At 61.3% G+C, this 21,483-nt stretch carries 15 protein-coding genes; 3 read left to right on the forward strand and 12 right to left on the reverse strand.

The features are described from left to right. Positions 1-213 precede the first annotated feature (213 nt). The 12 genes from trxA to ACK83U_RS16655 form a co-directional block, all read right to left on the reverse strand. Complete coding sequence (gene trxA, locus ACK83U_RS16600; protein ID WP_015338194.1) at positions 214-534, reverse strand: thioredoxin; 321 nt, start codon at positions 532-534, stop codon at positions 214-216. A 75-nt stretch (positions 535-609) separates the two neighbouring features. Next, positions 610-4,176, reverse strand: a complete 3,567-nt coding sequence (addA, locus tag ACK83U_RS16605; RefSeq protein ID WP_112606986.1) for a double-strand break repair helicase AddA — start codon at positions 4,174-4,176, stop codon at positions 610-612. Continuing rightward, a complete protein-coding gene (gene addB / locus ACK83U_RS16610; protein ID WP_112606988.1) occupies positions 4,169-7,360 on the reverse strand; it encodes a double-strand break repair protein AddB in 3,192 nt (1,063 codons plus the stop codon). Before addB ends, addA begins: the two co-directional genes overlap by 8 nt. A gap of 4 nt (positions 7,361-7,364) precedes the next feature. Continuing rightward, positions 7,365-8,096: a nucleotidyltransferase family protein gene (locus ACK83U_RS16615; RefSeq protein ID WP_112606990.1), complete on the reverse strand. Its 732-nt coding sequence runs from the start codon at positions 8,094-8,096 to the stop codon at positions 7,365-7,367. Positions 8,097-8,170: 74 nt separating this feature from the next. Further along, positions 8,171-9,682: a tRNA (adenosine(37)-N6)-threonylcarbamoyltransferase complex ATPase subunit type 1 TsaE gene (gene tsaE, locus ACK83U_RS16620; RefSeq protein WP_112606992.1), complete on the reverse strand. Its 1,512-nt coding sequence runs from the start codon at positions 9,680-9,682 to the stop codon at positions 8,171-8,173. Next, positions 9,679-12,258, reverse strand: a complete 2,580-nt coding sequence (locus ACK83U_RS16625; RefSeq protein WP_112606994.1) for a PAS domain-containing sensor histidine kinase — start codon at positions 12,256-12,258, stop codon at positions 9,679-9,681. Before ACK83U_RS16625 ends, tsaE begins: the two co-directional genes overlap by 4 nt. Positions 12,259-12,575: 317 nt before the next feature. After that, positions 12,576-13,976, reverse strand: coding sequence for an adenosylhomocysteinase (ahcY, locus tag ACK83U_RS16630; protein WP_112606996.1), 1,401 nt, complete (start codon positions 13,974-13,976; stop codon positions 12,576-12,578). Between the two features lie 178 nt (positions 13,977-14,154). After that, entirely contained in the window at positions 14,155-14,430 is a 276-nt protein-coding gene (locus ACK83U_RS16635) for an HPr family phosphocarrier protein (protein ID WP_015338201.1), read from the reverse strand. Between the two features lie 19 nt (positions 14,431-14,449). After that, positions 14,450-14,851 (reverse strand): PTS sugar transporter subunit IIA, encoded by a 402-nt coding sequence (locus ACK83U_RS16640; protein WP_015338202.1) that lies wholly within the window; start codon positions 14,849-14,851, stop codon positions 14,450-14,452. Between the two features lie 152 nt (positions 14,852-15,003). Continuing rightward, entirely contained in the window at positions 15,004-15,456 is a 453-nt protein-coding gene (locus ACK83U_RS16645) for an HPr kinase/phosphorylase (RefSeq protein ID WP_112606998.1), read from the reverse strand. Between the two features lie 8 nt (positions 15,457-15,464). After that, positions 15,465-17,258, reverse strand: a complete 1,794-nt coding sequence (locus ACK83U_RS16650) for a sensor histidine kinase (RefSeq protein WP_015338204.1) — start codon at positions 17,256-17,258, stop codon at positions 15,465-15,467. 84 nt (positions 17,259-17,342) lie between these two features. Continuing rightward, positions 17,343-18,074 (reverse strand): response regulator transcription factor, encoded by a 732-nt coding sequence (locus ACK83U_RS16655; protein ID WP_197923095.1) that lies wholly within the window; start codon positions 18,072-18,074, stop codon positions 17,343-17,345. A gap of 350 nt (positions 18,075-18,424) precedes the next feature. Between ACK83U_RS16655 and ACK83U_RS16660 the strand changes: the two genes are divergently transcribed. The 3 genes from ACK83U_RS16660 (at position 18,425) to ACK83U_RS16670 (ending at position 21,483) form a co-directional block, all read left to right on the forward strand. After that, complete coding sequence (locus ACK83U_RS16660) at positions 18,425-20,035, forward strand: phosphoenolpyruvate carboxykinase (RefSeq protein ID WP_112607000.1); 1,611 nt, start codon at positions 18,425-18,427, stop codon at positions 20,033-20,035. A gap of 118 nt (positions 20,036-20,153) precedes the next feature. Beyond that, positions 20,154-20,588 carry an alternative ribosome rescue aminoacyl-tRNA hydrolase ArfB gene (arfB, locus tag ACK83U_RS16665; RefSeq protein ID WP_112607002.1) on the forward strand — a complete coding sequence of 145 codons (435 nt, stop codon included), beginning with the start codon at positions 20,154-20,156 and terminating at the stop codon, positions 20,586-20,588. Between the two features lie 286 nt (positions 20,589-20,874). Beyond that, on the forward strand, positions 20,875-21,483 hold the full coding sequence (locus ACK83U_RS16670; protein ID WP_112607004.1) for an alpha-ketoglutarate-dependent dioxygenase AlkB: 609 nt from the start codon (positions 20,875-20,877) through the stop codon (positions 21,481-21,483).

Raw genomic sequence — 21,483 nt, forward strand, 5'->3', positions numbered from 1 at the left:
TCGAGACGGCCTGGGCCTCCTCAGCATGAGGGCTGACCTTCGCGCCCAGCCGCTACGGGCTCATTTCTTCGTTGCCTCTGCGTTGCCATGGAGACGAGCCTGCTCCATCCTCACCCTGAGGTGCGAAGCCTCGAAGGGCAAGGATGACCCGCTCTCTCCGAACCAACAAAAAACCCCGCCGAAGCGGGGCTCTTGTTTTACAGTCGATACCGATCAGGCTGCGCTGGAGATCCAGTTCTGCAGGGCCGTCTTGGGAGCGGCGCCGACCTTGATGTCAGCGACTTCGCCGGCCTTGAACATGGCGAGCGTCGGGATCGAGCGAACGCCGAACTGGGCGGCCAGTTCCGGATTTTCGTCGATGTTGAGCTTGGCAACCTTGACCTTGCCTTCGAACTGCACGGCAAGCTCTTCCAGAGCCGGGGCGATCATCTTGCACGGACCGCACCATTCGGCCCAGAAATCAACGACGACAGGCTCTGCAGACTGCAGCACTTCGGTGGCGAAGTTGGAGGTATCGACTTTAACGGTAGCCATAGGCTGCTCCTTACCAGGATTTGCGGGTTGCTAGATATGTGATGGTGCGGTGCCCATATTTCAATATCTGGTATTTCACTTTGTCTCGAGCTCCGCAAGCGCCAATGCAAGCGCCCTGTCTGACAGCGTGTAGATCGAGGCATTTTCGGTATAGACCAGCATGCAGTCGATGCGTTTCCCCGGATAGAGCGACGAAAGAATTTCCCGATAGATGGCAAGCTGGGCTTTGTGCGCGAAGGGAATGCTGCTTTCCTCGCCGGGCGGCACGCGATTCGTCTTATAGTCGAGAATGACGACACGATCGTCTAGGTCAGCCAGCCGGTCGATGCGGCCGGAGACGGCATAGGACTGGTTGGCGAGCTTCAGCGTGCCCATGATCGACACTTCGGCCTGTGCATGGGTGCTGAAGGTGCCTTGCAGATCCGGATGCGACAGCAGCGCCATGACGGACTTCACCAGCGCCTCTTGCTCGGCCTGCGGCCAGAACCGCGCGGCCCGCTCGGCGTAGCGCCGGGCGGCATCGGCCCGCTCTTCGGGCGCGATTTCAGGCAAGGTCTGCAGCATACGGTGGATGAAGCGACCCTTCTGCAAGGCGCGGTCGGATTTGGCTTTCTCGCCGAAAAGCGCCGAAGTCACCAGCAGATCGTCGGCCTCCTCATCGATGACGGTGCCGACGCCGGAGGGGCTCAGCGGCCGCGGCAAGCTTTTCTGCGGCGGCAATGGTCGGCTCAGACCTGCAGGCAAATCCGCCCGTTCCGAACGCCTTTCATGCTCTCTCGCGGCCTCGAATTCGAGCTGAACCTGGGCGACGCGCCAGCTTAACCCCTCCCAGTCGCCATCCGGGCCGGTGAAGGTCTTTTGTGTGCAGTGCAGGTCATCGCCGCGCAGGGCAGCTGAAATCATCGCATGCCAGGTATCGGCATTCTCGCGGATGCCGCGATAACCGCAGATGATCAGGCGGTCGGCGGCGCGCGTCATACCGACATAGAGCAGCCGGCGATATTCCTCCTCCGCCAGCGCCTGCAGCCGCGCGGTGTCGGCCTGCGTGAGCGAATTGGCAAGTGCCGAGACCGGCACCCAGACCGGCAGCGGGATTTCGTCGCTGCCGGTTTCGATCAGCCGCATCTTCGGCAGATGTGTATGGGTGAAGGCCTTACCGCCGCCATCGACGAGAAAGACGATCGGCGCTTCCAACCCCTTCGAGGCGTGCACCGTCATGATCCGGACTTCGTTGCGGCCCTTGTCCTGCTCGCGCTTGACCGTCGGCGCTTCCAGTTCCAGCGTCGAGATGAAGGATTGCAGGCCGGGCAGGCCGCTTGTCTCGTGATCGAGCGTAAAGGTCAGGAATTCGTCGAGGATATCGCTGACCTCTGTGCCAAGCCGCGCCAGAAATTTCCGCCGGCCGCCAAAGCTGCCGAGCACGCGCGCATAGAAATCATGAACGGGAAGGTTCTTCGACAGAGCAAGGAAGGTTCGCAGCCGCTCGACCGCCTGGCTGAAGCGGTCATGGCCGTCCGCGGCAAATCTCTGCAGGTGGCTCCAGACGCTTTCCTCGTCGTCGCGATAGGCGGCAACGGCAAAGACATCCTCTTCGCTTAAATCAAACAATGGGCTCTTCAGTAGCGCACAGAGCGAAAGATCGTCTTCCGGCAGCAACAGGAAGCGGCCGAGCGCGAGAAGATCCTGAATGGCGATATGGCTCGTCAACACCAGACGATCGGCGCCGGCAACAGGAATATTGCCGCGCCGCTTCAGGGCGCGGGTCAGAGCATTGACGAAGCTGTCGCGCTTGCGCACCAGCACGAGAATGTCGCCAGCCTCGATGAAACGGGCTTTACCCTTCTCGATGATCGTTTCCCGACCGACAAGATTGCCGATCGTATGCGCCATCCGTCGCGCCAGGATGGCGGCCGGCGCGCTTTCCGGTGTCGAATCGAAAGGTGCCGTCCAGTCTTCTTCCTTGGCGGCCGGCTCCGGTGCAATCATCTCCCAAAGATCGACGGCGCCGGGATGGCCGATGCGGCTGGAGCGATGCACCACCGGCTCGTTGAGGGCGCTGAGTCCTCGGGCATTCTCCGGGCTGGTGAAGACATGGTCGACGGCGCCGAGCACATCAGCAGTCGAGCGGAAGGACAGCGGCAGGCGAATCGACGAGAATTGCAGGCCGCTCGCCGCCACGCGCCGCCGCGTGCGATCGCTTTCCTCGGAAAAGCGTTCGGGACGCGCGCCCTGGAACGAATAGATCGATTGCTTCTCGTCGCCGACGGCAAAGATCGTGCGCTGCGTCGGCCGGGCGCTGTTCCCGGAGAAGAAATCCTCGGCCAGCGATTGGATGACGCTCCATTGGATCGGGCTCGTATCCTGCGCCTCGTCCACGAGAATGTGGTCGATGCCCTGATCCAGCTTGTAGTGAATCCAGGGGCCGACATCCTTCTTGGTCAAGAGATCGGCCGTGCGGGTGATGAGGTCTTCGAAATCGAGCTGGCTGCGGCGCTTCTTCAGCTCCTCGTAGTCGCGGTTCAAGCGATCGGCGAGAATGAGGGCCGCATGGGTGGCGCGATACATCCGCATGAGCTTCAGCCGGTCACGGCAGGCAACGACATGGGCGCGTGCTTCAGCGACGGCATCCGCGAGTGCCGGCGCATCCGCAAGCATCGCCTTGACGAAGAATTGGCTGTCCGACTTCGGTTCGCCCTTCGCGGTTAGCATGGCCTTTTCGAGGATTTCGGCGCGCGCGATCGGATCTGCCTCGCGCTTGGCAAGGCGCAGTGCGTAGGCCATTTCCTGCGCCTTGGCGCCGCCCTTCTCGTCGGCAAGCGTCAGATAAAGCTCCAGCGTCGCGCCTGAGAGGCCCGGCAGCGGCCAATATTGTTCGGCAATGCTCCTTTCCGTCTCGCCGGGCGAAAGGCCAAGCCGGGCGAGCAATGCGGCCTCGATGCCGCCTTTGCGCTCGGCCGCTTCGGTGAAGCGGCGGATAGCATTGCGATTGGCGACGATATCACCCAGTAGGGTCTCAAGGCCGGATTCATCGCCGAGATCGAGCACATAGTCGAAAGCTCGCGCCAGTTCGGCATCACCATGCGGCGTCGTTGCCGTCAGCAACGCGCGGCGTGCATCGTCGAGCAGAACTTCGGCGGCTCGATCATCGAGAACGGAGAAATGGCCGGCAACATTGGCCTCGAGCGGGAATTGGTGCAGCAAGGCTTCGCAGAAGGCATGGATGGTCTGGATCTTCAATCCGCCGGGCGTTTCCAGCGCCTTGGCAAAGAGACGGCGTGCCTCGGCGAGCTTGAAGAGATCGGGCTCCTTGCCTTCGATATCGGCGATGCGTTTCTTCAGCTCCTCGTCCGGCATCGTCGCCCAGGCGGCAAGCCGATCGAAGACACGGTTCGACATTTCGGACGCTGCCGCCTTGGTATAGGTGAGGCAGAGGATGGCCGAAGGGCGTGCGCCTGCGAGAAGCAGGCGGATGACGCGTTGCGTCAGTACGTGCGTCTTGCCGGAGCCGGCATTGGCCGAAACCCAGGCCGAGCGTTCGGGATCCGACGCGATCGACTGCTGAATGGTCGTCCAGCTGATCCAGACGCCGGGATCGTCGCTTTCGGGCAGGATGGCGATATCGTCGGCGGAAAAATCACTCATCGCCGCCGCCTTCCTGCTCGGTCTCGGCCGTCGACCATTCCGAGACACGGGCGAGGTGATCGTAGTCGCCGCCATATTCGAACTGCTGGGCCGGAATCAGCCGTGAGGAAAAGCCCTTCTCGCCGGATTGCAGCAGCGAGACGAATTTGACGAGCTGGTCCATCGACTCTTGCGCCAGATCCATAGCCGACTTCGTTTCCGTCTTGCCGCCGCGGCTGGAATGCTCGTTGTTGACCTGGTCGACCTTGAAGCGATCGCCGGGCCGCAGCCGGACATAAAGCAGGTTTTCGGGGGTTAGTGCGCCGATGTTGCGGAACGCGCCGGCCTTCAGCGCATAGGCTTCCAATGCCAGCTGTGGATCGAGCAGCGCGCGCGCCTGTGGCGGAGAGGGATTGTAGCCGGTCTTGTAGTCGATGAGGTCGGCACCCTTGTCACTCTTGATGTCGATGCGGTCGGCAACGCCCGTGAGCCGAATGCCGATCGGCTCGATCTCGACGCCGGCGGGCACTTCCGTCGCCGTTTTGCGAACCGTCGGCCGCCGTTCAGCTTCCCAGGCAAGGAAGGCGCGCGCCACTTCGCGGAACCGCGGCCGCCAGACGCTGTCGATATGAACAGGCAGCCTTTCGGCATCGAAAAGCTCCGCGATGATCCGATCCATGGCCAGCGCCGCATCGGGCGTGCCGGCCACATGCCCTTCTCGGACGAAGCGGTCGATGATCTTGTGGTAGAGCGTGCCGCGTTCGGCCGGGCCGGGATCGCGGTTGAACGGATCGACCGGATCGAGTCGCAGCACGCGCCGGGCATAGATCGAGTACGGATCGCGGCGCAGCCGCCCCACCTCGCTGAAGGAATAGCTCTTCGGCTGCAGCTCTGCAGGCGGCTTTGGTGCCGGGCGCAGCGCCGGGGCCTGATTTTCGCCCTCGTCGATCATCGCGGCCCAATGGCGATACTGGTCGCCACGGGCCTTCATCGCGTCTTCCAGCTCCTTGCCGACGAGCGCGATCAGCCGCTGCAGCCAGCGCGACGCGACCGTCGGCGTTGATCCCTGACGCAGGGCGCGGGAATAGATGAGGTCGCGCGTGCCGTTCGCCATTTCGAAGTCATGCGCGAGCTGGCCGATACGGCGCTCCGGTGGTTCCAGGCCGATCTCGGTCTTCATGCTGCGGGAAATGAAGGGGTTGTTGGCCGTCTGCCCCGGCCAGGACCCTTCGTTCAACCCGCCGAGGATCAGCGTGTCGACGCTCTGCAGGCGCGCTTCCAGCGTACCGAAGATGAAGAGGCGGGGATGGCTGAGTGCGCGGGGCTTTACCGCCTGCCCCACGCAGAGCGCGGCCATGATATCGATCCACTGCACACCGTCGGCCTCCAGCTGGCCATCGGTTTCGATGACATCGCGAAGGAGGCCGGCAAGGGTGTCCCCCGCCTCGCCGGACCAGAGGCCTGCGAGGCTGCCGCGCTCGTCGACGGCCGCGGCTTCCAGGGCGCGGCCGGTACGCTCCGCCCAATCCGAAAGTGTGAGGAGACCCTCTGATGCGGGTAGGGAAAGCGCCGATACCAGCGGTTCGCATGCCGCAGCCACTCGCTGGGCAAGCGCGCGTGCATGCTCGATCGCCTCACGCGGCAGCGCTTTGCGCCATTGCGGGGCGTAACGGTCATTGGCTTGTTCCGCCATGCGGTCGTCCAGCAGGGCCTCCAGACTGCCGATGTCGATGGTGTCGACGCCGCCCCTGAGCGCCAGGATCTCCAGCGCATCGACGCCTGGCTGGTGCGTCTCCGCAGGCAGGCCGAACAAGGCAAGAGGATGTTTCAGCAGCGCGACGACGGCGACGGGATCGCCAGGGCGAAGCGATGCTTCCAGCAGCAATTGCAGCAACGTGCCCTGAGGCGTGGCGTTCAGCGGCGTACCGGCGGAATCGTCCGCGGTGATGCCGAAGCGGGCAAGCTCGGCTGTTACCCGTCGGGCGAGATTGCGGTCGGGGGTAATCAAAGCCGCCTGGCTTTCACCACCGTTGCGCCCCGGTTTCTCCAGCGCCAGCCGTAAGGCGATGGCGATCGCGGTCGCCTCCTCGCGTTCGTTGGCGGCTTCGATGAGGGCGACGTCGGCAAATGCGCCCAAGATCGCATCGGGAGCGAGTGTGTTGCGCCAGCTTCCCCAGCCGCTCGTCGCCTTGGCCGGCGCCAGCGCGCGCGATAGGATCTGCGCCCGCATCTGCATGGTTTCAGCTGCATCCGCGATGGGTTCGACATCGCGCCGCGTGACCTGCAACCGTTTCAGCAGCAGCGAGAGACCATATTGCGGATGGCTGCGCGTGGTCGGATCAGCTCTTTCGCCGATGGATGTCTCTGGCGCCACAAGCTGCCAATCCTCTTCCGGCATCGCAAGATCGAGTCCGGGCAGCACGATCACGCCTTGCGGCAAGGCAGCGACCGCTGCAATCAATTCCGCTGTTGCCGGCACTGAGCCCGTCGAGCCTGCTATGATAACCGGCCCGGGATGCCGCATGTTGGAGATGCGCTGCGCCTCGGCGCGCAGGATGGCATTGCGGTTGCGGGCGGGCGAGGACTTTCCGAGTTCTTCAAGACGCGCCGGCCAGAAGTCGCTGGCGATCGCCAGGAATTCGGCCGTCAGCTGCCACCAGAGCGCATGATCCTCCGCGCTGAGAGTGGCAAGCTCGCTCCATTCCCTGTCCTCGGTCTCCAGCGAATCGATGAGTTCGGCGAGATTACGTGCGAGCCAAATGGCATCAGCCGGACTTGCCGGCGCCACCAGCGGCGAATCGGAGTGAATATCGCGCACGATCTGCGGCAGCTTGTTGCGCCAGGCAAGGATCAGCCGTGCCAGTTCCAAGAGCCGCGCCGTATTGGCAAGCGGCTGCGCCAGATCGGCCGTTTCCGGCAGGGTTTCTTCGAAATAGCCGCTATCATCGTCGGTTTCGCCGAGCGGGCGGATGACGGGCAGAATGGCGGAGCGGCCGCCGAGCAGATCGACGAATTCCGAGCGCAGCACGCGCGCCGCGCGCCGCGTCGGCAGAAAGATGCTGACCTTGGCGAGTGACAGCGGGTCCGCCGGATCGTGACGGAAATGCTCGGTCAGCCGGCCATCGCGGAGCGCTGTCGCAAGCGTTTTCAGGAAGGGCAGGCCTGCCGGAATAGTCAGAATGCGCTGCCGGTGTCCGCCTGCCATAGGCTCACGCAAACGCCCGGAAATTCCGGATCGTTTCCTCCGCTTCCCCGACCGCCTCCGGCGTGCCGACAGTCAGCCAGTGGCCGTCGAGCATCGTGCCATAGAGCCGGCCGCGCTCGATGGCCTTGTCGAAGTAGATATTGATGTTGAAGGCATCATCAGGCGCATCATCGAGGAAGGATGGCTTCATGGCGAAGGCACCGGCATAGACGACACCGTTATATGGGTTGTCGCGATAGCGTGTGAGCCGACCATCGTCAGCCATGCTGAAGTCATTCTTGCCGTTGTGGCCCGTGGTCCGCTCTAGCTCGACGCAGAGCATGGCCATGTCCATACGCCGTTCGTCGAAGAATCCGGCTAAATGATCGAGATTGCTCGGATGGTCGGGCTTCTCGCCGATCCAGAACAGATCGGCATTCATGACGAACACCGGAGCGCGGCTCAGAAGTTTCAAGCCCTTAACGAGGCCGCCGCCATTGTTCATCAGCGCGTCCCGCTCGTCGGAGATCAGGATTTCAAGGCCGCGATAGGCGCTCAGATGCGCTTCCATCTGGTCGGCATGATGATGGACGTTGACGACGGCCCGCTCCACACCTGCCTGCACCAACGCATCCAGTGTATAGTCGATCATCGCCTTGCCGGCGATCTTCACCAGCGGCTTCGGGATAGTGTCGGTGATCGGCCGCATGCGGGTTCCGAGCCCCGCCGCCAATACCATGGCTTGCTTGATGGTCATCTGGTCTCGAACTTTCGATTCGCTATCAGTTTTCCTTAGCACAAGGCCGGAAAGCCGTCGCCGGTCTCTGGCCGTTATGCCCGGCCAATCCCGGCCTTCTCGCACCATTCCTTGAGAGGCGCGAGCGCTTCGTGCTCGAAGGCGATGGCGAGATAGGCGAGCGTGCGCGGCATATGCTTCAAATATCCTGGCTTGCCGTCACGCTGTAAGAGCCGCACCCAAAGGCCGGCAAGCTTGCAATTGCGCTGTGCCGACATGATCGCCCAGCTCTTCAGGAATTTCGCCTCGTCGAAGCCGCCCTGGGCGTGACGAAGTGCGAGATAGTCAGCCATCAGCTGATCATGCAGATCGCGCTCGATCGTCACCCGCGCATCCTGCACGAGCGAGGCGACATCGTACGAGGTCGGCCCGATCATCGCATCCTGGAAATCGATGATGCCGACGCGCTTGATACCCTGTTCATGCGCCCGCCAGATGATGTTCGGCGAATGCATGTCGCGCAGCAGCAGGTTCTTTTCCGCGTCGTCGAGCTGATCGATCAGTCTGTCCCAGATCGCCAGATAGTCGGCCCGTTCCTCGTCGCTTGCCGGCGTGCCGCGCTTCCAGGGCAGATGCCAGTCGAGCAGCAGCCGCGCTTCCATCTTCATCGCAGTCCGGTCGAAATCCGGAATGTGATGGATGTGATCCGGCGTGACCGGAATGTCGCGAGGAATGGAAAGGCTGTGCAGATGCGCAAGGCAGGCGACGCTAGCCCGATAACGCTCGGCGATCGGCTTGCCCTCCGCATCGAGCACGCCGTCGGTGCCGAGATCCTCGATCAGAAGAATGCCGAGATCGTAGTCGGCGGCGAAAATTTGGGGGACGGCAAAGCCGTTTTCGCTGAGAATATTGGCGATCGCCACAAAGGGGTAGGTATCCCAGGCGAGGTGCGCGACCTTGGGATAGGGCTTGCCGTCCAGCACCGGGGGCCCTTCCGGCAGCCGTGGCCAATCCATCAGGATCACGCGGCCGCTGCCGTCGGCAGGAAAAAGAGACTCGTAAGCCCGCAGCGAGGCATCGCCCGTGAGGAAACGTCTGGCGGCGCCGCGATAGCCGTGCGAATCGAGAAACGCGCGGATAGCAAGCACGCGCTCGATGCGTGCCATCTGCTTGTCCGGTGCCGTGAGGACGGCGCGCCGTCCTTCGCCCTCATGCGTCAGTTTGAGATCGATGCGTTCCTTCGGCAGCTCGCCCTCGGCCATTTCGGGCCACTCGACAAGGCAGATGCCGGTCTGCAAGGCTTCGTCGAAGCCGAGCTCCATCAATTCGCTGGGGTCGCCGAGACGATAGAGATCGAAATGCGAGACCGGGACGCGCAGCTCGTAGGATTGCACGAGAGTAAAGGTCGGGCTCGGAACGTCCAGTTCGGCATCGTCGGCCATGGCGCGCAGCAGCGCGCGGGCGAGCGATGATTTCCCCGCGCCGAGATCGCCTGACAGCGCCAGACAATCGCCGACCTTCAGGGCCAGTGCCAGATCCTCGCCGAGCTGAGCCGTGGCTGCGTCATCTGCGAGGAAGAGGGAAATGCTGCTCTCTGAGGCTGTCATTCTGCTGCGACGGAGTGGGGCAGTTCGGCCGAAGGAATTCGGCAGGTGACCGTCGTTCCCTTGCCTGCCTGGCTTTCGATCGAAACCTCGCCCTCATGCAGACTGACGAAGCTTTCGACGATGGAAAGGCCGAGGCCGGCGCCGCTGCGCTTGCCACCCTTGGCGCCGGAGGCGAAGCGGTTGAAAACCGTGTTGATCAAATCCTCCGGGATGCCTGGACCTTTGTCCGAGACAGAGAAGACGAAATCGGTGCCTTCGCGGCCGCATTTCAGCGAGATCGTCGATCCCTCTGGCGCGAAATTGGCGGCATTGGTCAGAAGTTTGAGTAGGATCTGCTTCAGTCGCTGCTGGTCGGCGACAATAGAGCCGAGATGCGCCGGCACGGTGATCTCAAGCATCACGCCGCTTTCCTGAAGCCGATCTGCGATCTGCATCGACACTTCGTCGAGCAGATCGTTGAGCACGATTTCGGAATAATTCAGGCGCATGATGCCGGCATCGACCGTCGCAAGGTCGAGAATGTCGTTGACCAGTGTCAGCAGCACCGAAGAGGAGGTCGAGATATGGTCGATATATTCCGCTTGCCGATCGTTCAGCGAGCCGATGCCCGGCGTCTTCAGGAGGTCGGTGAAGCCGATGATGTTGGTCAGCGGCGAACGCAGCTCGTAGGAGACGTGCTGGACGAAATCGTTCTTTAGCTCGTCGGCCTTGAGCAGCGCTTCATTCTTTTCGGTTAGGGCGCGCTCGGCGCGAACGCTGTCGGTCTTGTTGACGAAGGTCAGCATGGTCTGCGCATTCGGCAGCGGAATGACGGCATAGTCGAGCACGAGATTGGAGTAAAGTTCCAATGTGCCCTGCGATGAGGGCCGCTCGTCGTCGAAACTGGTGATCTGTTCGGCAAACCGTTTCCAGCCATCCGGCCGGTCGTAGGAAGGCGAGCATGCCTCCGCCAGAGCCTGGATATGCGTGCCGGGCTTGGCCTGTGCCTCGGTAATGTTCCAGAGAATGCGAAAGGCGGGGTTCGAGAGCCGAATGCGACCATCGGGGCCGAAAACGGCGACGCCTTCCGAGAGGTGATCGATGGTTTCGCCCTGGACCTTGACCAGCGTGTTGTAGCGTGTCTCGAGATCGACCTGCTCGGTCAGGTTCTCGAAGACCCATGTGGCGCCACCCTGCGGATGCGCGGTCGCGAAAACCTTGAGAATCTGGCCGTTTGGCAGATGCCAGAGATCCGTTTGCGTATCGAGCGCACGATAGACCGAAAGGACGTCGTCCTTCCAGGTCTTCCAGTTCAGCTGTTCCGGCAGCTTCTTGGCGCCGCGCAGCCTGTCCAGGAGCTCGCCATTGTCGGGTCGTTTCTCGAGGAAAGCAATATCGAGTTCCCACAGCTGGACGAAAGCCTGATTGTAGAATTGCAGCCGCCTGTCGCCATCGAAAATAGCAACCGGTGTCGCCAGATGGTCGAGGGTCTCGGCGTGGCTCTTCAGCGTACGGGCCAGCTCGGCGCGAACCGCTTCTGCTTCGGAAACATCGATCGCAATGCCGGCCGAGCCGTTTGGCGATTTGACGTCGATAACGTCGAAGAAGGTTCGATTGCCGTGTACGACGGTCGAAATCTTGTCGTGGAATGGCGACTCCGGCGTGGCGGCCGCGCGAATGCGTTCGCGAGCCACGGTCGTCAGGAATTCCCGCCCCTCGCGCACCGCTTCATCGGTCGAAACCGCTTCCACGGCCTCGCCATAAGCCTGATTGACCCAGGTGAGCTTGCCTTCCGCATCACGCTGCCAGACCGGCAGGTCGATGGCATCGAGCAGATTCTGAAATGCGGAGATCGAGGTCATCAGCCGATCGCGCTCGATCTTCAGCTCGGCGAGTTCGGCACGCAGATTGTTGAGAGCGATGAAGCGGACGAAAGCTCGCCCGCCGGAAATGCGGCCCTGCGCTTCCAGGATTTCGTCGCGATTGGTTTCGACCACCATATCGAAGCTCTGACCGCTGCCGCGCAGCTTGTCGATTGCCTTGTCGAGCTCACCAGCCGACCATGATTTCAGCCAGCGCCCGAAGGCGAGGAATTCATTGTCCTGCGGCGCGCCCGTCTCGACCGGCAGCTGGCCGAGCAGTTCCGGCCGGGCATTCTGGCCATCCCAGATGACGATCCGGCGGTTCTTGTCGGCAATCAAAGCCTGATACTGGGAAATACGCTGATTGGCATCTGAAAGGGCCGTGCGAATCTCGCGGCTTTCGCTTTCCATATTGCCGCGCTGCCGAACCATCCACATGGTCGAGAGAAGTGCGGCGGAAATCACGCCGATGATAACGGAGAAGACGGCCATTTCCGACGAGGTGAAGAGGCGCATGCTCGTCTGAGCAGCGTCATTGCCCTGCGCAAGAACGGGTCCGGTCAAACCGGTCAACAGGCCGCCGAAAACGCTGAGCTTCAACAATCGGCTCAGGCGAGCGAGCCGGCCCTTGACCTGCTTCGCCCCCGCCGGGAGCCGATGTGCACCGCCCTGCAGCAACAGCGTCGCCGCTCGGCGTAACGCTGGCTGATGCAGGTTGTCTTCCCCTTCAAACATAAGAGGTCTGTCTCCGTCCTTCAGAGCATGATGCCGAAAAGTGTAAGCGGTTTTCGGATGACATCATGCTCTACTCATCTGATTGTGGAGCGGATTCAGATTTTAGGTCGAGCAGACCTAAAATCATCCGGCTCTACTGTGCCGCATCCTGACAAGACATCCCATTTTCATGGCTCCGGGCACGCCCGGTTCGTCACGAATCAAGTGTAAAAACAATACTGCCTAGGAGAATCTGGGGGAAGGGAGCTGGCTAAAAAATAAGCCCCGGCATTTGTCAATGCCAGGGCCACAAGATGTTGTGGATACTGTTTTAATAATCAGTATCTGTAGTGGTCGGACTTGAACGGGCCCTTCGGCGTGACGCCGATATACGATGCCTGCTCTTCCGAAAGCTCCGTCAGCTTCACGCCGAGCTTGGCAAGATGCAGGCGGGCAACCTTCTCGTCGAGGTGCTTCGGCAGGACGTAGACTTCGTTCTTGTACTGGCCGGGCTTGGTGAAGAGCTCGATCTGCGCCAGCGTCTGGTTGGTGAAGGAAGCCGACATCACGAAGGACGGGTGACCGGTGGCGTTGCCGAGATTCAGGAGACGGCCTTCCGAGAGCAGGATGATGCGGTTGCCCTTGGAGAATTCGATCATGTCGACCTGCGGCTTGATGTTCGTCCATTTCTGGTTCCGCAGGGCGGCAACCTGGATTTCGTTGTCGAAGTGGCCGATGTTGCCGACGATCGCCATGTCCTTCATCGCACGCATGTGGTCGATGCGGATGACGTCCTTGTTGCCGGTCGTGGTGATGAAGATGTCGGCCGAGGAAACGACGTCCTCGAGCTGAACGACTTCATAGCCGTCCATGGCAGCCTGCAGTGCGCAGATCGGGTCGACTTCCGTGACCTTGACGCGAGCACCGGCCCCGGAGAGCGAAGCGGCAGAACCCTTGCCGACATCGCCATAGCCGCAGACGACGGCGACCTTGCCGGCCATCATGACGTCGGTGGCACGGCGGATACCGTCGACCAGCGATTCCTTGCAGCCGTACTTGTTGTCGAACTTCGACTTGGTCACGCTGTCGTTGACGTTGATGGCCGGGAAGGGCAGAAGGCCCTTTTGGCTGAGCTGGTAGAGGCGGTTGACGCCCGTCGTGGTTTCTTCGGTCACACCCTTGATGGCATCGCGCTGCTTGGTGAACCAGCCAGGCGTTGCCTGAAGGCGCTTCTTGATCTGCGCGAAGAGGATTTCTTCTTCTTCCGAATGCGGGTTGGAGAGCACGTCCTCACCGGCTTCGGCGCGGGCGCCGAGCAGGATGTACATGGTGGCATCGCCGCCATCGTCGAGGATCATGTTGGAAAGACCGCCATCGGCCCACTGGAAGATCTTGTCGGTATAGATCCAATAATCTTCGAGGCTCTCGCCCTTGACGGCGAAGACCGGAACGCCGGATGCGGCGATTGCGGCGGCGGCATGGTCCTGCGTCGAGAAGATGTTGCAGGAAGCCCAGCGCACCTGAGCGCCGAGCGCCACCAGCGTCTCGATGAGAACGGCTGTTTGAATCGTCATGTGCAGGGAGCCGGTGATGCGGGCGCCCTTCAGCGGCTGCGCTTCGCCGAATTCGGCGCGGCAGGCCATCAGGCCCGGCATCTCGGTTTCGGCGATCGTGATTTCCTTGCGGCCGAAGTCGGCAAGGCCGATATCCGCGACGATGTAGTCCTTTTCAGTGCTCATGAAGGTCTCCAGCCTGAACGATGCAGTCGCGCCGCGGGCAGACGCCTCGGCCGAATGCAACAAGAATTGCACGCTGACAGCGTGTGGATGATGCCGTGTAGCAGGCTTCAGGGTGGAAATCAATAATGATATAAAGAAGTCTTTATGTCTTTATATCCGCGATAGCAGGCGGAAAAGCCTACATTTCCTCGCCGAACTTGTTGGCGACCAGTTGGTCGAGTGCCTCGAGCGCTTCGGCTGCCTGGTTGCCGCTTGCCGCGACAAGCACGCTGCAGCCCGGGCTGGCTGCCAGCATCATCAGGCCCATGATCGAAGTTCCGCCGACCGTAGTGCCGTCTTTTGAAACGGTGATCACGGCGTCGTAGGCTTCGACAGTCTGGACGAATTTTGCGGAGGCACGGGCGTGCAGGCCCCGCTTGTTGATGATCAGGAGTTCCCGGGAAAGCTCGGTCATGGGAGCGGTGTTTGCCTCGTTATTTGCCACTGAGCACACGGCTGGCCACGTTGATATATTTGCGCCCGGCCTCTGAGGCCTCCACCAGAGCTCTTTCCATGTTGTTGTCGCCGCGTACGCCCGCGAGCTTGATCAGCATCGGCAAATTGACGCCGGCGATGACCTCGGTATGACCGCTATTCATGACGGAGATTGCGAGATTGGAAGGAGTGCCGCCGAACATGTCGGTGAGGATGATGACGCCGTGCCCGTCATCGGCGCCGGCAACGGCCTGCAGAATGTCCTGCCGCCGCTTGTCCATGTCGTCTTCGGGACCGATGCATACCGTCTCTATGAACTTCTGCGGACCAACGACATGCTCGACGGCATGCCGAAACTCTTCAGCCAGCTTGCCATGAGTGACAAGCACAAGTCCAATCATGATATTACTGCTCCCATGGCATACGCAAACAGGTGGCCAATATCGCAATGCAGCAATGTCGTCCACCGGTGGGGGGACATCTTGGCGATGAAAAGGCGAAGTGCAAGCTTAAAATATAGGATTTGCATGCCTGTTCGGGCCTAAATGGCCGATTAGCGGAAACTCGCGCCGATTTTCGCTATTATTACGGCCAGCGGATTCGCGGAGGTTGCGGCCAGGCGGATCACGGGCAACCGGATGGAGCGGGTTATATCGACCTGCTCGTCTTCCGGCGGCATCCTTTCCGCCGTGGCCGGATCGACGGGGCGGACGGCGAAGTGCATTTCGCCTTCGGAAATGTAAGGCATCCGGACGATGCCGGTATAGCGGATTTCCATGAGCCCTTCGATCGAGGGCGGGCATTTCGCAATCACGGAGCCACTTTGCTCGCTGATCAGCACCCGGTCGTCGGCAACAAGGCTCGCCGTCAGTCCGAGCGGTTTGGCAGCGGCAAGGCACGAAAAGGCGAGGGCGGATTTGCCGCTGCCCGAAGGACCGAGAAACAGGAGCCCGGTCCTGCCGATGACGATCGCCGTGGCGTGGATATTGGTCGCTTCGCCGGTCATGCGAGCGCTCACGCCTGCGTCTGGGCGGGAAGCGACAGGATGAACCGTGCCCCGAGCAGCGTCGAGCCATCGCTGTCGACGATATTCTCGGCGCGCAGCGAGCCGCCATGCGCTTCGGCGATCTGCCGGCTGATCGAAAGGCCGAGGCCGGAATTCTGCCCGAAACCTTCGGATTCGGGCCGGTCGGTATAGAAGCGTTCGAAGATGCGGTCGATATTTTCGGCCTGAATGCCGGGACCATTATCTTCGATATAGATGACGCAACGCGTCCGCGTCCGCGTCAGCCGCACGGTGATCTTGCCGGTTTCCGCCGGGACGAAGGATCGTGCGTTTTCGATGAGATTGGTGACGATCTGACCGATGCGCAGGTCGTGACCCTCGACGGAGAAATTCGTCTTGTTGCCCGGCTTGCGGTCGACGACATATTCGATTTCGACGGCCTTCTTGCTGTGTCCGACTTGTCTGGAAATATCGATCATGTCGCGCAGCAGTACTTCCAGATCGAGCGACTTCGCATCCGGGCGCGCAAGTTCGGCGTCAAGGCGCGATGCATCGGAGATATCGCTGATCAGGCGGTCGAGGCGGCGAACGTCGTGCTGGATCACGTCCATCAGCCGCTTCTTCGAATCATCGCTCTTGGCAAGCGGCAGCGTTTCGACAGCGCTGCGCAGCGACGTCAACGGGTTTTTCAGCTCGTGGCTGACGTCGGCTGCAAAACTCTCGATGGCATCGATGCGATCATAGAGTGCCGATGTCATGTCGCGCAATGCGATCGACAGGTTGCCGATCTCGTCCTGGCGGGCGGAAAAGTCAGGGATTTCCTCGCGTTCCTTCGCCCCACCGCGGCGCACGCGGATGGCCGCAGCCGAAAGCCGGCGCAGCGGATTGGCGATGGTGGAGGATAAAAGCAGCGAGAGCACGACGTTGACCAGCGTCGCGACGCCAAAGACGCGCATGATCGCGAGACGCTCGGCATGAACGATCTTGTCGATGTCGCCGGCCTGGGTCGAAAGCAGCAAGACACCGAGAACGGCGCGGAAGCGCTGGATCGGCACGGCGACCGAAACGATCAGCTCGCCCTTCTCCGTGGTGCGAACCACAGCGCCGCGCACGCCGGTCAGCGCATTCATGACTTCCGGATAGATCGAACCGTCGCCGCCGGGCGCTTCCTTGTAGACAGGCAGGTTACCCGGCTGCAGCATCTTGTTGAGCAGGCCGCTGAACCAGTCGGACCAGCTCTGCTTCTCGTCGTCGACGGGGGGCAGGTCGTAGCGCAGCACTTGACCGCGCGAATAAAGATGGCGGCTGTCGAGCAGCAAGTTGGCATCGGCATCGAAGATGCGGGCGCGGGTGCGTGTCGGCGAGATCAGCCGCGTCAGCACCGGCGCCACCTTTTCCGGATCGATCGGGAATTCGAGATCCTCATCGTTCGGAACGGGCGTGATGCTCTGGCCGGCCTGCAGCTCCAGCAGTTTCTGCGGATCGATGGTGATGGAGTTGGTATCGACCGATGCCGAGGCCGAGACGGCACCGGCGATGATCTCGCCCTGTGTCAAGAGGCTCTCGACGCGGGCATCGATCAGGCCTTCGCGGAACTGGTTGAGGTACAGGATACCGCCGACCAGAACGACGAGGGCGGCCAGATTGAAGAACAGGATGCGCCGCGTCAGGCTCGAAAAGACTGCATTGCCGAAGATGCGGCGGATCAGCACGAAGGGATGAGTCCAGCGCCGGCGCGCGATCCGAGCGCCGCTCGGGCTTTCCGAGTCGTCTATATCCCTGTCCTGCACCAGCTGTGCCAAGCCTACGGCCCTTTCGAAGAACGGGATTCGCGACCCCGTCCGCCTGCTCTTATTCCATCGTCCGCCGTATGGTCCAGTTAACTCTTATGCAGCTTCACGGAAGCGATAGCCGACGCCATACAGCGTCTCGATCATATCAAAATCGAGGTCGACCATCTTGAATTTCTTGCGCAGCCGCTTGATGTGGCTGTCGATCGTGCGGTCGTCGACATAGACCTGCTCGTCATAGGCCGCATCCATCAGGGCATCGCGGCTCTTGACCACGCCGGGGCGCTGGGCAAGCGAATGCAGGATGAGGAATTCGGTGACGGTGAGCGTCACCGGCTCGCCCTTCCAGGTGCAGGTATGGCGTTCCTGGTCCATGACGAGCTGTCCGCGTTCCAGCGAGCGGGCCTGCTGTGCAGCACCCGGCTTGGCGGCGGCTGCGCCGCCGGCAGCATTTGCGGCTTCGCGAGCGGAGGCACGGCGGAGAACGGCCTTGACGCGTTCGACCAGCAGACGCTGCGAGAACGGCTTGGTGATGAAATCGTCGGCGCCCATCTTCAGGCCGAAGAGTTCGTCGATTTCCTCGTCCTTCGAGGTCAGGAAAATCACTGGTATATCGGATTTCTGCCGCAGGCGGCGCAGAAGTTCCATGCCATCCATGCGGGGCATCTTGATATCGAAGATCGCCAGTTGCGGCGGCCGGGCAAGCAGGCCGTCCAGCGCCGAGGCTCCGTCCGTGTAGGTCTCTACCTTATATCCCTCTGCTTCCAAGGCAATCGAAACGGAAGTCAGGATATTGCGGTCGTCGTCAACGAGCGCGATTGTCAACATGGTGTTCGTCTCCGTCATCAGTGCGCGTCTCCCGGATTTGGAATCCAGCCCAGGCGGTCTGCCAGCTCGGTCGGCGGTAACCTAGCGCGCTTATGGGGATAAAGGTGGAACAAATTGTGGCAAAGATAAAGGGGAGGATTGTTGCGGAGAAAAACCCTTGCGCAAGGGTTGTGTGACGTAACGTCTCTTTGCCTGTTATTCAAACGATTTAAAATTATGGAAATTTATTTAAATCGATTAAATAACTGATATCATTAAATATTTCTCACGGCAGGCTCTTGTGCTTTTAAAAAGACCCCTCTACGCTTTAGATAATTCTAACGGCCAAGCCCCTTGTAGAGGAAAAAGTGATGGAGCAATTCGGCGTCCGCAATCCCGCGACTGAACTGGGATCGATCGGCCTGGGAGCCGCCGCCAGTGTGCGTTACAACCTCATGGAGGCTCATCTTTACGAAGAGGCGATTCGCCGTTGCGAAGCCGATCTGACCGCCCACGGCGCGCTCAGGGCCTTGACCGGACAGCACACCGGCCGTTCGCCGAAGGACAAGTTCGTGGTGCGCAACGCCACCACCGAAGACCAGATCTGGTGGGACAACAACAAGCCGATGTCGCCGGAGCATTTCGCGCTGCTGCACGAGGACATGCTGGCGCATGCCCGCGGCAAGGACCTTTTCGTGCAGGATCTGATCGGCGGCGCCGATGTCGAATATGCTCTGCCGACGCGCGTCATCACCGAATTCGCCTGGCATTCGCTGTTCATCCGCAACCTGCTGATCCGCCCCGATCGCTCTAAGCTCGAAAGCTTCGTACCGCAGCTGACGATCATCGACCTGCCAAGCTTCCGTGCAGATCCGGAGCGCCATGGTTGCCGCACCGAAACGGTGATCGCCTGCGATTTCGTCAATGGCATCGTCCTGATCGGCGGCACCTCCTATGCCGGCGAGATGAAGAAATCGGTATTCACGGCGCTGAACTACATGCTGCCCGAGCGCGGCGTCATGCCTATGCATTGCTCGGCCAATGTCGGCCCTGAAGGCGATGCCGCGATCTTCTTCGGCCTGTCGGGCACTGGCAAGACAACGCTGTCGGCTGATCCCACCCGTACGCTGATTGGGGACGACGAGCACGGCTGGGGTGAAAACGGCATCTTCAACTTCGAAGGCGGCTGCTATGCCAAGACCATCCGCCTTTCGGCAGAAGCCGAGCCGGAAATCTATGCCACGACGCGCCGTTTCGGCACCGTCTTGGAAAACGTCGTGCTCGACGAGCATGGCCGCCCGGATCTCGACGATGGCTCGCTGACGGAAAACACCCGCAGCGCCTACCCGCTGCATTTCATCCCGAATGCCTCGGAATCCGGTATCACCGGTCATCCTGAGACGATCATCATGCTGACGGCGGACGCTTTCGGCGTCATGCCGCCGATTGCCAAGCTGACACCGGATCAGGCGATGTACCACTTCCTGTCCGGCTACACCGCCAAGGTCGCCGGCACGGAAAAGGGCGTCGTCGAGCCGGAAGCGACCTTCTCGACCTGCTTCGGCGCTCCCTTCATGCCGCGCCATCCGGCCGAATACGGCAATCTCCTCAAGGAGCTGATCGCCCGCCACGGCGCTCGTTGCTGGCTGGTTAACACCGGCTGGACCGGCGGCGCTTACGGCACGGGACGCCGTATGCCGATCAAGGCGACGCGCGCGCTGTTGGCCGCCGCTCTCAAGGGCGATCTCGATAATGTCGAATTCCGCATCGATGCGAATTTCGGCTTTGCGGTTCCGGTGGCCGTCGAAGGTGTCGATACGGCCATTCTAGACCCGCGCTCCACCTGGGCCGATGGCGAAGCCTATGATGCGCAGGCTAAGAAGCTGGTGCAGATGTTCGTCACCAACTTCGCCAAGTTCGAGGATCATGTGGACGGCAACGTCCGCGATGCGGCACCGGGAATCCGCGTCGCAGCCGAATAAACATCCAGAACGGGAATGACTCACGTGAAACCCGGCGACTAGTTCGCCGGGTTTCATTTTGTCTGGCAGTGGTTTTCAACCGCAATGCAATGTGGGATAGACAGGCGCGGAGAAAATCATGGCCAGCGACGCGCTTTACATTAACGACCGGATCACCATTGCCGGCTGGGAACTGACGGAACAATTCGTTCTGGCGGGCGGTCCTGGCGGTCAAAACGTCAACAAGGTCGCGACCGCGGTCCAGCTTTTCTTCAATCTCCAGAATTCTCCCGCGTTGACCGAGCGCGTCAAGGCGAATGCGATCCGGCTCGCCGGCCGTCGTGTGTCCAAGGAAGGCGTTCTGATGATCGAGGCCAGCCGCTTCCGCAGCCAGGACCGCAATCGCGAGGACGCCCGCGAGCGGCTGAAGGAACTGATCCTCGAAGCCGCCGCCCCGCCGCCGCCGCCGCGGCGAAAGACCAAGCCGACAAAGGGATCGATCGAGCGCCGGCTGAAGGAGAAATCCGGACGCTCCGAGGTCAAGAAGATGCGCGGCAAGGTCGGCGGCGACTAGATTTGGTTTTCGGGCTGCAGTTTTGGCTTGGCTGGGTAAAATTGTAGCTTGTCGGGCGAGTTCAGTTTTGTGGACGCTGTCTGCCTGGCCCCTCATCCTAGCCTTCTCCCCGCATGCGGGGAGAAGGGACGACACAGCGAAACAACAAGACTCTCAGTTGCGGCGGCTGGCTTGGGGCAGGGTAAACCCCCTCGTCCCGCTTGCGGGAGAGGGCGGGGGTGAGGGCCAGGCACAATAGCGCGGCAATGATATGCTCACCTGATCAGCACGATTGCAGGAAACCAAAATGCTGCTCCCCAACGGAACTCGCCATCTCCCCGGATATCTCGACCGCCCTACCCAGGAAGCGCTCGTCCAGACGATCCGCGCCGTTGTGGCAGAGGCGCCGCTCTACATACCGGTCATGCCGGGTACCGGCAAGGAGATGTCCGTGCGCATGACCAATTGCGGTTCGCTCGGCTGGGTGACGGACAAGCAGCGCGGCTATCGCTATCAGCCGACCCATCCGGTCACCGGTCGCCCATGGCCAGCTATGCCGCCGCAATTGCTCGATCTCTGGCGCGATATAGCTGGCTATGAAAAGCCGCCGGAAGCCTGCCTCGTCAATTTCTATGGCGACGATGCCCGCATGGGCCTGCATCAGGATCGCGACGAACAGGATCTCAAGGCGCCCGTGCTATCGGTCTCGCTCGGCAATACCTGCCTCTTTCGGGTCGGAGGTCTCAACCGCAACGATCGCACGCTATCCTTCAAGCTCGCGAGCGGCGATATCGTCGTACTCGGCGGCGAGGGCAGGCTGTGCTTCCACGGCGTCGATCGCATCTATCCGGCAACGTCGACATTGCTGAAGAATGGCGGACGTATCAATCTGACGTTACGGCGTGTTCAGCCCTGA

It is taken from the genome of Rhizobium sp. WW22 (genome assembly GCF_047041135.1).
GTDB lineage: Bacteria > Pseudomonadota > Alphaproteobacteria > Rhizobiales > Rhizobiaceae > Rhizobium.

Coding starts and splice junctions, on each gene's coding strand:
- trxA (WP_015338194.1), bottom strand. CDS start 534: ATGGCTACCGTTAAAGTCGATACCTCCAACTTCGCCACCGAAGTGCTG.
- addA (WP_112606986.1), bottom strand. CDS start 4,176: ATGAGTGATTTTTCCGCCGACGATATCGCCATCCTGCCCGAAAGCGAC.
- addB (WP_112606988.1), bottom strand. CDS start 7,360: ATGGCAGGCGGACACCGGCAGCGCATTCTGACTATTCCGGCAGGCCTG.
- ACK83U_RS16615 (WP_112606990.1), bottom strand. CDS start 8,096: ATGACCATCAAGCAAGCCATGGTATTGGCGGCGGGGCTCGGAACCCGC.
- tsaE (WP_112606992.1), bottom strand. CDS start 9,682: ATGACAGCCTCAGAGAGCAGCATTTCCCTCTTCCTCGCAGATGACGCA.
- ACK83U_RS16625 (WP_112606994.1), bottom strand. CDS start 12,258: ATGTTTGAAGGGGAAGACAACCTGCATCAGCCAGCGTTACGCCGAGCG.
- ahcY (WP_112606996.1), bottom strand. CDS start 13,976: ATGAGCACTGAAAAGGACTACATCGTCGCGGATATCGGCCTTGCCGAC.
- ACK83U_RS16635 (WP_015338201.1), bottom strand. CDS start 14,430: ATGACCGAGCTTTCCCGGGAACTCCTGATCATCAACAAGCGGGGCCTG.
- ACK83U_RS16640 (WP_015338202.1), bottom strand. CDS start 14,851: ATGATTGGACTTGTGCTTGTCACTCATGGCAAGCTGGCTGAAGAGTTT.
- ACK83U_RS16645 (WP_112606998.1), bottom strand. CDS start 15,456: ATGACCGGCGAAGCGACCAATATCCACGCCACGGCGATCGTCATCGGC.
- ACK83U_RS16655 (WP_197923095.1), bottom strand. CDS start 18,074: ATGTTGACAATCGCGCTCGTTGACGACGACCGCAATATCCTGACTTCC.
- ACK83U_RS16660 (WP_112607000.1), top strand. CDS start 18,425: ATGGAGCAATTCGGCGTCCGCAATCCCGCGACTGAACTGGGATCGATC.
- arfB (WP_112607002.1), top strand. CDS start 20,154: ATGGCCAGCGACGCGCTTTACATTAACGACCGGATCACCATTGCCGGC.
- ACK83U_RS16670 (WP_112607004.1), top strand. CDS start 20,875: ATGCTGCTCCCCAACGGAACTCGCCATCTCCCCGGATATCTCGACCGC.